Below are 14,113 nucleotides of genomic sequence, written 5' to 3'. Positions count from 1 at the left end.
TCTGAACGATGTTTTTTGAGTTTGATAAATCGCAGTCTTAAAGCTAAAACTTTATCTCAATCTTAAAAAGATAAGAAAAGTCGTTTTAAGCCAAGTCTAATAAGCGTTTTAAAAAATAAATTTAAAATTATTGTTGACTTGAAATGAGCGCGGTGTATTATACGCATCCTCGGCCAACACGATGTGTTGCGCTAAATGTTCTTTAATAATTTGACCATGCAATCTGTGTGGGCACTCGTTGAATGATTAGTCAAAAAGATTTATCAATGATACTAGTGACCAATTTGATACTTCGGTATCAGCACAGTCAATTCATTCATCATTTATGATGAATTAACAGTATTCATTGAGCTGGTCGAAAGACCAACAAAACTTTAATTGAAGAGTTTGATCATGGCTCAGATTGAACGCTGGCGGCAGGCCTAACACATGCAAGTCGAGCGGCAGCGACTTAACTGAACCTTCGGGGAACGTTAAGGGCGGCGAGCGGCGGACGGGTGAGTAATGCCTGGGAATATGCCCTGATGTGGGGGATAACTATTGGAAACGATAGCTAATACCGCATAATCTCTTCGGAGCAAAGAGGGGGACCTTCGGGCCTCTCGCGTCAGGATTAGCCCAGGTGGGATTAGCTTGTTGGTGAGGTAATGGCTCACCAAGGCAACGATCCCTAGCTGGTCTGAGAGGATGATCAGCCACACTGGAACTGAGACACGGTCCAGACTCCTACGGGAGGCAGCAGTGGGGAATATTGCACAATGGGGGAAACCCTGATGCAGCCATGCCGCGTGTATGAAGAAGGCCTTCGGGTTGTAAAGTACTTTCAGTGGGGAGGAAGGCAGTGTCGTTAATAGCGGCATTGTTTGACGTTACCTACAGAAGAAGCACCGGCTAACTCCGTGCCAGCAGCCGCGGTAATACGGAGGGTGCGAGCGTTAATCGGAATTACTGGGCGTAAAGCGCATGCAGGCGGTCTGTTAAGCAAGATGTGAAAGCCCGGGGCTCAACCTCGGAACAGCATTTTGAACTGGCAGACTAGAGTCTTGTAGAGGGGGGTAGAATTTCAGGTGTAGCGGTGAAATGCGTAGAGATCTGAAGGAATACTCGGTGGCGAAGGCGGCCCCCTGGACAAAGACTGACGCTCAGATGCGAAAGCGTGGGGAGCAAACAGGATTAGATACCCTGGTAGTCCACGCCGTAAACGATGTCTACTTGGAGGTTGTGGCCTTGAGCCGTGGCTTTCGGAGCTAACGCGTTAAGTAGACCGCCTGGGGAGTACGGTCGCAAGATTAAAACTCAAATGAATTGACGGGGGCCCGCACAAGCGGTGGAGCATGTGGTTTAATTCGATGCAACGCGAAGAACCTTACCTATCTTGACATCCAGAGAACTTTCCAGAGATGGATTGGTGCCTTCGGGAACTCTGAGACAGGTGCTGCATGGCTGTCGTCAGCTCGTGTTGTGAAATGTTGGGTTAAGTCCCGCAACGAGCGCAACCCTTATCCTTGTTTGCCAGCACTTCGGGTGGGAACTCCAGGGAGACTGCCGGTGATAAACCGGAGGAAGGTGGGGACGACGTCAAGTCATCATGGCCCTTACGAGTAGGGCTACACACGTGCTACAATGGCGTATACAGAGGGCTGCCAACTCGCGAGAGTGAGCGAATCCCAGAAAGTACGTCGTAGTCCGGATTGGAGTCTGCAACTCGACTCCATGAAGTCGGAATCGCTAGTAATCGTGGATCAGAATGTCACGGTGAATACGTTCCCGGGCCTTGTACACACCGCCCGTCACACCATGGGAGTGGGCTGCACCAGAAGTAGATAGCTTAACCTTCGGGAGGGCGTTTACCACGGTGTGGTTCATGACTGGGGTGAAGTCGTAACAAGGTAGCCCTAGGGGAACCTGGGGCTGGATCACCTCCTTACCTAAAGACTGACTGTTGAATGCAGTGTCCACACAGATTGCTTGGTTAATAGTAAAGAACGCAAAAAGACTTGGGTCTGTAGCTCAGGTGGTTAGAGCGCACCCCTGATAAGGGTGAGGTCGGTGGTTCAAGTCCACTCAGACCCACCACTTTCTCCTCAGAAGAAAGTGGCGGTTAATAAGTCTTTTATATCGTTGGGGTTATAGCTCAGCTGGGAGAGCGCCTGCCTTGCACGCAGGAGGTCTGCGGTTCGATCCCGCATAGCTCCACCTCTTTAAACGCATTCTCTTGAGTGTTTTTAAAAAGTGGTTATCTAACGATAAGCACAATGCTCTTTAACAATCTGGAAAGCTGACTAGTAAATTCAATCAATAGATTGATTTACAGTTTTCATCGAAAGATGAAAACGAGTTCTCAAAACAATACACATTCAAGTGTCTTGTATCGAGTCCGGCGAAAAACCAACGTCTCCTTATCAGAGACTTAAACCTTGGTTGTTTGAACATACTGAAACCTCTTGGGGTTGTATGGTTAAGTGACTAAGCGTACACGGTGGATGCCTTGGCAGTCAGAGGCGATGAAGGACGTATTAACTTGCGATAAGCCCAGAGAAGGTAGTAAAAACCGGTGACTCTGGGATTTCCGAATGGGGAAACCCACGTGCATAAGCACGTATCGTGTTGTGAATACATAGCAGCACGAGGCGAACCGGGGGAACTGAAACATCTAAGTACCCCGAGGAAGAGAAATCAACCGAGATTCCGGTAGTAGCGGCGAGCGAAACCGGATTAGCCCTTAAGCTAGTTTTGCGTTAGGTGAAAGTTCTGGAAAGTTCTGCGATACAGGGTGATAGCCCCGTAACCGACAACGTATTATCAGTGAAAACGAGTAGGACGGGACACGTGTTATCTTGTCTGAATATGGGGGGACCATCCTCCAAGGCTAAATACTCCTGACTGACCGATAGTGAACCAGTACCGTGAGGGAAAGGCGAAAAGAACCCCTGTGAGGGGAGTGAAATAGAACCTGAAACCGTGTACGTACAAGCAGTAGGAGCCCACTTGTTGGGTGACTGCGTACCTTTTGTATAATGGGTCAGCGACTTAATTTTAGTAGCAAGGTTAACCGTTTAGGGGAGCCGTAGGGAAACCGAGTCTTAACTGGGCGAATGAGTTGCTAGGATTAGACCCGAAACCGAGTGATCTAGCCATGGGCAGGTTGAAGGTGAGGTAACACTTACTGGAGGACCGAACCGACTAATGTTGAAAAATTAGCGGATGACTTGTGGCTAGGGGTGAAAGGCCAATCAAACTCGGAGATAGCTGGTTCTCCCCGAAAGCTATTTAGGTAGCGCCTCGGACGAATACTACTGGGGGTAGAGCACTGTTAAGGCTAGGGGGTCATCCCGACTTACCAACCCTTTGCAAACTCCGAATACCAGTAAGTACTATCCGGGAGACACACGGCGGGTGCTAACGTCCGTCGTGAAGAGGGAAACAACCCAGACCGCCAGCTAAGGTCCCAAAGTTATAGCTAAGTGGGAAACGATGTGGGAAGGCTCAGACAGCCAGGATGTTGGCTTAGAAGCAGCCATCATTTAAAGAAAGCGTAATAGCTCACTGGTCGAGTCGGCCTGCGCGGAAGATTTAACGGGGCTAAGCTATACACCGAAGCTGCGGCAATGTGCTTTTGCATATTGGGTAGGGGAGCGTTCTGTAAGCCGTTGAAGGTGTGCTGTAAGGCATGCTGGAGGTATCAGAAGTGCGAATGCTGACATGAGTAACGATAAAGGGAGTGAAAAACTCCCTCGCCGGAAGATCAAGGGTTCCTGTCCAACGTTAATCGGGGCAGGGTAAGTCGACCCCTAAGGCGAGGCCGAAAGGCGTAGTCGATGGGAAACGGGTTAATATTCCCGTACTTCTTATAATTGCGATGGAGGGACGGAGAAGGCTAGGTGAGCCTGGCGACGGTTGTCCAGGTCCAAGTATGTAGGCTGATGGTTTAGGCAAATCCGGACCATCTTAAGGCTGAGATACGATGTCGAGTCACTACGGTGACTAAGTCATTGATGCCATGCTTCCGGGAAAAGCTTCTAAGCTTCAGATTATAAGAAATCGTACCCCAAACCGACACAGGTGATCAGGTAGAGAATACCAAGGCGCTTGAGAGAACTCGGGTGAAGGAACTAGGCAAAATGGTACCGTAACTTCGGGAGAAGGTACGCTCCTAGCGGTGATGAGACTTGCTCTCTAAGCTGCCGGGAGTCGCAGATACCAGGTGGCTGCAACTGTTTATTAAAAACACAGCACTGTGCAAAATCGAAAGATGACGTATACGGTGTGACGCCTGCCCGGTGCCGGAAGGTTAATTGATGGGGTTAGACTTCGGTCGAAGCTCTTGATCGAAGCCCCGGTAAACGGCGGCCGTAACTATAACGGTCCTAAGGTAGCGAAATTCCTTGTCGGGTAAGTTCCGACCTGCACGAATGGCGTAATGATGTCCACGCTGTCTCCACCCGAGACTCAGTGAAATTGAAATCGCAGTGAAGATGCTGCGTCCCCGCGGCTAGACGGAAAGACCCCGTGAACCTTTACTATAGCTTGGCACTGAACATTGACCCTACATGTGTAGGATAGGTGGGAGACTGTGAAATAATCGCGCTAGCGGTTATGGAGTCGTCCTTGAAATACCACCCTTGTATGCTTGATGTTCTAACGTTGGCCCCTTATCGGGGTTACGGACAGTGCCTGGTGGGTAGTTTGACTGGGGCGGTCTCCTCCCAAAGAGTAACGGAGGAGCACGAAGGTGGGCTAATCACGGTCGGACATCGTGAGGTTAGTGCAATGGCATAAGCCCGCTTGACTGCGAGAATGACAATTCGAGCAGGTGCGAAAGCAGGTCATAGTGATCCGGTGGTTCTGAATGGAAGGGCCATCGCTCAACGGATAAAAGGTACTCCGGGGATAACAGGCTGATACCGCCCAAGAGTTCATATCGACGGCGGTGTTTGGCACCTCGATGTCGGCTCATCACATCCTGGGGCTGAAGTCGGTCCCAAGGGTATGGCTGTTCGCCATTTAAAGTGGTACGCGAGCTGGGTTTAGAACGTCGTGAGACAGTTCGGTCCCTATCTGCCGTGGGCGTTGGATGATTGAGAGGGGCTGCTCCTAGTACGAGAGGACCGGAGTGGACGAACCGCTGGTGTTCGGGTTGTGTCGCCAGACGCATTGCCCGGTAGCTAAGTTCGGAATCGATAACCGCTGAAAGCATCTAAGCGGGAAGCGAGCCTCAAGATGAGTCATCCCTAGACCTTTAAGGTCTCTAAAGGGTTGTTGAAGACTACAACGTTGATAGGTCGGGTGTGTAAGTGCTGTGAGGCATTGAGCTAACCGATACTAATTGCCCGTGAGGCTTAACCATACAACACCCAAGGGGTTTTATACGGACTCCAAGAACACTTGAACGTGTGTTTGAGAATCAGCTTTTCAAGATTGTAACGAATTTGCTTGGCGACCATAGCGTTATGGACCCACCTGATCCCATGCCGAACTCAGTAGTGAAACGTAATAGCGCCGATGGTAGTGTGGGGCCTCCCCATGTGAGAGTAGGACATCGCCAGGCTTCAAATTTAAGATACTTGTTCTGAACGACAGGTGTCGGATAAAACGAAAGTTTTATCTCCGTGTGGAGCGGTAGTTCAGTTGGTTAGAATACCGGCCTGTCACGCCGGGGGTCGCGGGTTCGAGTCCCGTCCGCTCCGCCACTTATTTTAAAAAGCCCTAATCGAAAGATTAGGGCTTTTTTGCGTTTGGAATAACGATATTAAATATCTGAGCGAGCAGGATAGCTCAGATGGTTAGTCTCTTTATTGGAGAGCTTAGCGGCCTGTCAGGCCTGAGAGCAGGTTTCGAATCCCACTTATTAAAAAGCCTCGCATGAAATAGCGAGGCTTTTTACATCTAAATAAATGAACTTCATCTAACACTATATACGATAGATAGCTTTTGTTGTTTACCCTATTATTTTTCTTTTGAGCTAATGGTGAAGTACTTTAGTAATACCTCATACAGTTCTTCCTGGTAAGTATCATTAGGTTGTGAGCCAATGAGGTGAGCTAACTCTTGTCCAATTGGAGATAGGCGATAATAAGTTAATGAGCAGCCTTTTCTGATTGGATATAAATCATAAGCTAATTGGTGGTAGCTGAATTTAAGCTTTTCTGTAGGGTTTATAGCATTCGTTTCTAACTCGGTGCTTAAGATAAGCCCTAACTCAGTTAGGATAAGTATTGATGAGTAAGGTAGTTGGTACTGGCTATAATCAATATGACTTTGATGGGTTCTTTGTAAGCTGAAGCTTCCTTTTCTTTGTTTGATGCTTGTTAAGAGTTTCTTATTCTTATCATTTCCAATACAGCAAGTGAGAGCGAGTGTTTTTTGAAAGACCATTGCTTCTCTATGTGTCATTGTTTGCAGTATTTGTAGTGTTCTTAACGATACAGATCCTGCTTGAATGAGTTCTTGTTTTAGTATTCTAGCCCATAGCTTTTGCATTGATGGATTGTGGATCTGCTCTGCCATATCGAGAAAGCGAATTAACCAGTCAGGATCGGGATCTCGGGTCGGTTCGTCATGACAAAGATCGTAACTAAGTTTAATTATTTGCTCTAAATTTGCTTGTTCGAGTAACTGTTTTTGAGTGAGCCTTGCTTGTAATCGTGTTTCTAATGTTTCTTCACTTTTAGGTGCAATTTTTCCGTAAAGAGAAAACTTCTCAGCAATCGCTTTGATTTTATTTTTACTGTCAGTGAGTACTTTTGTTGAAACAGCAGCTACACGTGATGCTTTTATGCTTTCGTTGTTATTACTCATGCTTTTGTTATTCTCTTAACAAATGTTTTCTTTATTTTTGTTATCTTCATCTCACCATTTAGGATTTGAATGGTTGAATGTTACTTTTATGTTAACGTTAAAGTAATGGTAATGATGAGATGGAACGAGATATGAAGAAAGTAAATCGATATATTACCGATATTATTTTAGTCGTTGGTTACTCTGCGTTAGTGAGTTATCTCATTTGGTTTATTAGCCAATAATGATATATCGACAACTAGAATGAATTCTTTATAAGGACTATTGCTAGGAGAGAAAAGCCACCCCTTGGTATTGAGGTGACTCACTGTGATTACAGGTTAGATTGAACTAAGTTGATCACTTGTTTAATTTCACTAGGCGAAAGTTTCCCTTCATGAGCAAAAAGCACTTTCCCTGATTGATCTAGTACGAAAACAGCTGAGCTTTCTTTTTTAAATCCCATGTCTTTTGTACAATTCCTTTACTATCTAAGACAATTGATGACCATGGATATTGTCGTTTACTGTCTTCCGTCGCTGATTTTACAAAACTTCCTGTGCCCCAAATCGCATCATCTTGGTTGATGATAGTTGTTGTTTGGTATTTATCTTCTGGGAATTTGGCTGCGCTGATCGCTGCAACTAGTGGTGCATTGAGCTCTTTAGCTGCGCTTCTACCTGCGATAGCAAAAACAATACGCATTTTTCCTGTGAGCTTTGTGCTTCGCCAAGATTGATAACTAATATCGCTACCTTTTAAAACCAGCTCCCCTTTATTGGTGACTGTTACACCTGGCAGCATGCTGCCATCTTTTACATTGCTCGCATAGGTGAGAGAGGGAAGAAGTGTTGCAAGTAAGAATAGAAGTGCTTTTGATTTCATTGTGATTCTCTTTCTAAATAGGCGTGTCATTATGATAGTTAATCTTCGTTGATCTGGTTGTACCACGTCGCGTTTTTGTTAACTTTGTAGCGATCGAAATGGTTGCTATTCACGTATATCTGAAAAATGAGAAAGCTTGGCAAATTGTTTGCATTACTACTGTTGGGATGAAACAAAACCTACGTTTTACGGTCTACCTATGTAAGCCGTTATGTGAGGATAATATGCTGAGAATTTTTAAAACTTATCGTCCATTGCAAGTTGCACGTTATGTAAAAAGCTATTTTCGAGGGCGTATTTTTATTGTTGGTATTGGTGGCTTTGAGTTTGATAGTGGACGTTTATTACCGCCAAAATCTGCTGATCTCAAAGCATTAAATGTATTAACGGAAGTGAATCGAGAAATTCAAACGTTGTCGGTTGTGGTGTGAAAATACATACAACGAACAATGACGTTTCCTGTTTCGCAATGCTTATTGAATATGTCTTTCATAACACGCTTTTACTGGCTATGTTATGCCTACTTCTAAATAATGCTATTCATCAATAATTATGACTTTGTCGCATTCTTTGTGTTTAGTTATGATTTTCTCAAAAAAGAGTAGGTAACTGATCTACATTTGTTTGAGTTGAGTTAGATACAATTTGAATGATTGCTGGTTGTTTACTTTTATCTGTCAATATTTATAGATGCCGTTCGCGCGCGCTGCTGTTGAAGTAGGTTAGTGCGATTATTTTGAGTTAAGTGAGATGTTTTTGTTTGTCCACTTCGCTAGTCAATTTTAATGGCGTTCTTTTTGTTAATTTTTATAAATATTTGGAAAAATATTAGATAAATGTTTGTGGACATCAATATTCATAAATTTTCAAAAGACAAAGGTTGGAAGTTAGTAATGGCTTTGTCAAAATGATCTTGTGGGTTAGTTCTAAATTTCGCGAAGAAACATTATAGAATGAATAAAGTTTTTAAATGGTTGGGAGTGACATCATTTGCTCTGGTGTTATCTAGCCCAGCTATGGCCTCTTCATTGAAAGTGAAAGGGCTTAATGGAAAGGTTGAAGATAACGTTGATGCGTATTTATCAGCGATATCAAAAGATGATTATAGTGCGACGCTGCGTTTTAAAGAGCAGGTATTAAATGAGATCAGCCAAGCACTACAAGCGTTAGGTTACTATCAGCCTAAATATGATTATCAAGTAACAGGCAGCGGTTCGAAAACCAAAATTGTGGTTACGGTTGATCAAGGTCCACGAACGCATATTAGCAAGAGTAACTTGAATATTACTGGTGATGCGAAGGATGATCCTGCTTTTATGTCGTTAGTAAAAGACAGCGGGTTGGGCATTGGTGAACCTTTAAATCAGGGCAAATATGAAGCGTTTAAATCGTCGTTAACTAGCCTTGCAGTTCGACGTGGTTACTTTGATGCCGAGCTAACGAAAAGCACGTTAGAAATTGTTCCTAGCCGTAATGAAGCGTTTGTCACCATCGATTTCAATTCTGGGCATCGTTACACCTTTGGTGAGACAACTTTCCAAGGTAGTCAGATTGATGATAATCGCTTACGTTCGATGATCCCTTATACCGAAGATGAGCCTTATCTTGCGTCAAAATTAGGTGAGTACAATGAGCGTTTATCTAACGTTGGTTGGTTTTCTTCTATTTTTGTCGGTGGCGATGTGAAGGAGCGCAAAGATGATGCGATCCCTATTCATGTTGTCGTAACTCCCCAAGTTCGCAATCAATTTGAAACGGGTATCGGTTATTCCACTGACTTAGGCCCAAGATTGAAGTTCAATTGGAAGAAGCCATGGTTCACCAGTAAAGGCCATAGTTTTTACTTAAAATCTGAGATCTCTCAGGTTGAGCCAAAGGTTGAAGCGGCCTACAAGATCCCATTGGATGATGTGTTAAATAACTACTACCAAATTGTGGGTGGTATTCGTTATGTTGATAGCCATGACACAGTAAGTACTCAGTTTGGTGTCGGCGTTGAGCGTCACTGGCGTTTAGATTCTGGTTGGAACCGTACGGCATCACTTCGTTGGATGACGGAAGATTATACTCAAGGCGGCAAAGATAATGAGAAAGGTGTTTTTAATGTCTTAATGCCAGGGATCTCTTATAGCAAGAGTGACATGGTAGGTGGCATGTTCCCATCTAAAGGCAGTAAATATAACTTCTCGGTTGATTTTGCTGATAAGTCTCTTGGTTCTAATACCAGTTTTGTTCGCTTGCAAGCAAAGAGTGCCTGGATCCGTAGTTTTGGTGAAAACCAGCGTGGTATTTTCCGCTTAGATGGCGGTGCGGTACTGGCTGATGATGTGACTGATGTTCCACCTTCACTGCGTTATTTCATTGGTGGTGATAACAGTGTACGTGGTTATGGGTATCAATCTATTTCTCCTCGTAATAGTGAAGGGCGCATGATTGGTGGTCAGTATATGGCAACATCTAGCATTGAATATCAATACCGTGTCTACGGTGATTGGTGGGGTGCAGTCTTTTACGATTATGGCTCGGCATGGAATGATTCACCAGATTGGAAACGCGGTACAGGCGTAGGAGTTCGTTGGGTATCACCTGTTGGTCCAATTCGTCTCGATTTTGCTTGGGGACTTGATAAGAAAGAAAAAGACAAGTTCCAGCTCCACTTTACATTAGGTCCTGAATTATGATTTGGGTTAAGCGTATTTCGCTTGGCGTACTCGCTTTATTACTTTTACTCGTAATTGCGGTAGCAGCTTTGCTCTACACGCCTGCGGGGATAAAAGTTGCCGCATGGGGCGCTCAAAAAGCGTTACCTGCATTATCTATTGGCGAGGCACAAGGTGCTCTGCTTGATGGATTTGAATTTAAGAATGTTAGCTATAAAGATGGCAGTATCGATCTTGCGGTTAATCAGCTGAATTTAACATTAAATGATAGCTGTTTATTAACGCCAGCGATTTGTGTATCTGATTTAGGCGTAAAAGGGGTGAAGTTCTCTATGCCAGAACTTCCACCATCTTCTGATAAACCAGAAGAGCCTTCTGAGCCTGTTACTGATATTTCGATGCCGTTACCGATCCATATTGAGAAGGTTACGCTCGATGATATCGATTTAGACATTCTTGCTAATAAAGTGAAGTGGAAACACTTCTCGACAGCTGCAGATCTCGAAGGTAGCCATGTCACGTTGAAGCCAACGGATTGGGATGGCATTAAACTGTCTTTAGCACCATCAAAGCCTGAAGACAAAAAGCCTACGGCAAAGACAAAAACGACGAAAAAAGCAGAAGCAATTAAATTGCCTGACGTCGTGTTACCAATGTCGTTTGATATTGAGCGATTCACGATTAAAGACTTTGAACTAGCGGGAGAAACGCCGCAAAAAGTCGCTTTACTCGAGTTAATTGCAAAAGCAAAAGACAGTGATGTCACCATTGATACGCTAGAGCTTAAAGCGCCTCAAGCGACATTGAATGCTAAAGCAAATGTTGAGCTTAAAGGTGATTATCCGTTAACCCTTGATGCTGATGCGAACATCGCGATGAAGCCGGTTCAAGGTCATAAGCTCAAATTGAAGGCTTCAGGATCACTGGCAAAATTGGCATTGGATGCGACGTTAAAAGGTAAATTGGACGCTTTAGTGAAAGGTAAACTTTTGCCATTAGATCCTAATCTGCCGTTTGATCTTAAAGTCACAAGTAAGCACTTACAGTAGTCAATTGATAAAAAAGCAGAATTTACTGTCGCGAATACCGATATTAATGCCAAAGGTAGTTTAAAAGGCTTCACATTTAATGCGAAAAGTAACGTTGATGGTAAGCCGATGCCTAACGTGAAATTCAACTTAGAAGGTAAAGGTGACTTAGCTTCTGTTGATTTGTCTTCACTGAATGTAGATACCTTAGGTGGTTCTATTAAAGGTAATGCCAAAGCAAGCTGGAAAGATCTTGTTAATTGGCAAGGTCAGTTGGCATTTACCAATATTCAACCGGGTAAACAATGGCCTGAAGCGGAAGGTAATTTAAGTGGCAAGCTAACAACGTCTGGTGGCTTAACCGCGAAAGGTGGCTGGTTTGTAAAATTACCTGAGCTGATGGTAAATGGTTCAATCATGAAGCAACCATTAGATCTTCATGGTCAACTGGATGCTTCCGATCCTACAGGTAAAGGCACAGATCTTAAATTTACTACGCAAGGCCTAACGTTAAAGCATGGTCCTAATGGTTTAGTGGCAAAAGGTAAGCTAGATAAAACATGGGATTTAATCGCTGATATTCATGCCCCTGATCTATCGAAATCACTCGCAGGTTTACATGGCCGCATCAATGGTGATGTAAAACTGTCGGGTAAAATGGCTGAGCCTGATGTGAAGCTTGATCTTGCAGGTGATAACCTAGGTTGGCAGAAAGTAGCAAGCCTTGCTTCTTTTGATCTGAAAGGTAACGTGACACCACTGCCTTCGTTAAAAGCAGATGTAAGCCTCACGGCGAAGAAAGGTAAGTTTGATACGGTAACACTGGATGATATGAATGTGGTGTTTACAGGTACCGAGCAAAATCATCGCTTATCAGTCAATGTCAAAGGTGAGCCTGTTGGTACAGAGCTATTGCTAACAGGTAAGTTAGATCGTAAGACTGGCTGGCAAGGTATGTTGCAGAAAGGCGACTTTACTACACCAGTTGGAGAGTGGGTACTGAATCACCCAACACCAATTCGTTACGATCTTAAAACAGCCATGGCAACCGTAGGTGCGCATTGTTGGCAGCAAGGAAAAGCAGGGATCTGTTTAACTCAGGATCTGACGGCGGGTGCATCAGGTGAAGCGCAGTTGGCAATCAAGCAGTTCAACTTTGATTTATTGAAGCCGTTCATTCCTGATGAGATGAGCGTGAAAGGCGAGCTTGGTGCGAATGTTGTAGCGAAGTGGTCACCAAAAGCGGCACCTTACGTGAAAGCTGATATTTTGATGCCAAGCGGCCGATTTACTCAGCAAGTAGCTGCGGATGATAAACCATTAACCCTAGGTTGGGATAAAGTGACCGTGAATGCAGAGATGCAAAACGATGTACTTAATGCTAACTGGCTAGTGGCTGTGAAAGATAATGGTGATTTATCTGGTAATGCGAAGATCACTAACTTACAAGGTGATAAGCGTATTAATGCGAATGTGAAACTGGATCGTTTCATGTTGGCGTTCTTAGAGCCTGTGATAAAAGATTATCATCAGTTTAATGGTCAAGTAGATACCAACTTGCAAGTCACGGGTCCGATTATGCACCCTGCAGTTAACGGTTCTATTCAAGTATCGAAGTTACAGGCAACAGGTCGTAAAGTACCATTAGATATTAAGAATGCTGAGATCAAGTTAGCCTTTACGGGTTATAACGCCACATTGATGGGTGATATATATACCCCTGATGGTCAGTTACTGCTACGTGGTATGGGTGACTGGCAAGATATGGCTAATTGGAAAACTGAGCTAAACATTAATGGTAAAGAGCTACAGGTTAGTGTTCCACCAATGGTGTCTTTGAAAGTATCGCCAGATCTCACGATCAAAGCGACGCCAAAGTCAGCGGATATTACTGGTAAAGTTGGTATCCCGTGGGGTCGTATTACGGTTAACCAATTACCAAAATCTGCGATTGCGGTATCTAAAGATCAGGTGATCTTAAAAGATAACTTAGAGCCAGTAGAGCCGAAGAAATCGGTACCATTTGATATTACAACCAATATCATGGTGCATGTAGGTGATGATGTTAAATTGTCAGCCTTTGGTCTGAAAGCTGGTCTATTAGGTGATCTTAATGTTCGCCAAGACGGTAAAGGGCCGATGATTTATGGTGAAGTGAATATTGCCAAAGGTTCGTTCTATCGCGCATTAGGTCAAGAGCTACTGATCCGTAAAGGTCAGATCTTGTTTAATGGCCCTGCTGATCAGCCATTCTTATCGATTGAAGCGATCCGTGATCCTGACAATATCGAAGATGACGTAATTGCGGGTGTGAAAGTAACAGGTTCGGCTGATAAGCCTGAAGTGACGATTTTCTCAGATCCTGCAATGCCACAACAAAACGCACTGTCTTATATCCTAACTGGACGTAACATTGACAGTGGAGGTGATGGTGGCTCGAATAGCGCAATGACAACAGCCTTAATTGGTATGGGTCTAGCACAAAGCGGTCAACTGGTTGGTGATGTTGGTGAAGCGGTAGGCATTAAAGATCTTAGCTTATCAACGGCTGGTGCTGGTGATGATTCACAGGTACAAATTAGTGGCTATATTGCCCCAGGTCTTCAGGTGAAGTATGGTGTGGGTATCTTTAACCAAGTAGATGAATTTACGCTACGTTACCGTTTAATGAAGAATTTGTATGTAGAGGCGGTGTCTGGATTAGATCAGGCGGTCGACTTACTGTACCAATTTGAATTTGACTAATCGTTACCATGCGAAAAA

General features: G+C 44.3%; 3 protein-coding genes, 3 tRNA genes, 3 rRNA genes and 2 pseudogenes. 9 read left to right on the top strand and 2 right to left on the bottom strand.

Annotated features, from left to right (window positions below; all coding sequences use genetic code 11):
• The first annotated feature begins 375 nt into the window (after positions 1-375).
• From Q7674_RS20210 to Q7674_RS20185, 6 genes are all read left to right on the top strand, one after another.
• Positions 376-1,927, top strand: a 16S ribosomal RNA gene (locus Q7674_RS20210).
• A 72-nt stretch (positions 1,928-1,999) separates the two neighbouring features.
• Positions 2,000-2,076 (top strand) — tRNA-Ile (locus tag Q7674_RS20205).
• A 47-nt stretch (positions 2,077-2,123) separates the two neighbouring features.
• Positions 2,124-2,196, top strand: a tRNA-Ala gene (locus Q7674_RS20200).
• Between the two features lie 260 nt (positions 2,197-2,456).
• Positions 2,457-5,347: ribosomal RNA gene (locus Q7674_RS20195) — 23S ribosomal RNA — on the top strand.
• Between the two features lie 85 nt (positions 5,348-5,432).
• Positions 5,433-5,548, top strand: a 5S ribosomal RNA gene (gene rrf, locus Q7674_RS20190).
• Together the 16S, 23S and 5S rRNA genes with 3 tRNA genes alongside form the textbook arrangement of a ribosomal RNA operon.
• A 65-nt stretch (positions 5,549-5,613) precedes the next feature.
• Positions 5,614-5,690 (top strand) — tRNA-Asp (locus Q7674_RS20185).
• A gap of 256 nt (positions 5,691-5,946) precedes the next feature.
• Here the strand turns inward: Q7674_RS20185 and Q7674_RS20180 are convergent.
• Positions 5,947-6,798 carry a TIGR03899 family protein gene (locus Q7674_RS20180; RefSeq protein ID WP_023932291.1) on the bottom strand — a complete coding sequence of 284 codons (852 nt, stop codon included), beginning with the start codon at positions 6,796-6,798 and terminating at the stop codon, positions 5,947-5,949.
• 313 nt (positions 6,799-7,111) lie between these two features.
• A pseudogene (locus Q7674_RS20175) lies at positions 7,112-7,662 on the bottom strand (YtfJ family protein).
• A 224-nt stretch (positions 7,663-7,886) separates the two neighbouring features.
• Between Q7674_RS20175 and Q7674_RS20170 the strand changes: the two are divergent.
• From Q7674_RS20170 to tamB, 3 genes and pseudogenes are all read left to right on the top strand, one after another.
• Complete coding sequence (locus tag Q7674_RS20170) at positions 7,887-8,093, top strand: DUF1107 domain-containing protein (RefSeq protein ID WP_023932289.1); 207 nt, start codon at positions 7,887-7,889, stop codon at positions 8,091-8,093.
• Positions 8,094-8,615: 522 nt separating this feature from the next.
• Complete coding sequence (tamA, locus tag Q7674_RS20165; protein ID WP_045066270.1) at positions 8,616-10,343, top strand: autotransporter assembly complex protein TamA; 1,728 nt, start codon at positions 8,616-8,618, stop codon at positions 10,341-10,343.
• Positions 10,340-14,095: pseudogene (gene tamB / locus Q7674_RS20160) on the top strand (autotransporter assembly complex protein TamB). Before tamA ends, tamB begins: the two are co-directional and overlap by 4 nt.
• Positions 14,096-14,113: the final 18 nt, after the last annotated feature.

The organism is Photobacterium leiognathi, assembly GCF_030685535.1.
Classification (GTDB): domain Bacteria; phylum Pseudomonadota; class Gammaproteobacteria; order Enterobacterales; family Vibrionaceae; genus Photobacterium; species Photobacterium leiognathi.
This window is presented reverse-complemented; position numbering and strand designations above follow the sequence as displayed.

Coding starts and splice junctions, on each gene's coding strand:
- Q7674_RS20170 (WP_023932289.1), top strand. CDS start 7,887: ATGCTGAGAATTTTTAAAACTTATCGTCCATTGCAAGTTGCACGTTAT.
- Q7674_RS20180 (WP_023932291.1), bottom strand. CDS start 6,798: ATGAGTAATAACAACGAAAGCATAAAAGCATCACGTGTAGCTGCTGTT.
- tamA (WP_045066270.1), top strand. CDS start 8,616: ATGAATAAAGTTTTTAAATGGTTGGGAGTGACATCATTTGCTCTGGTG.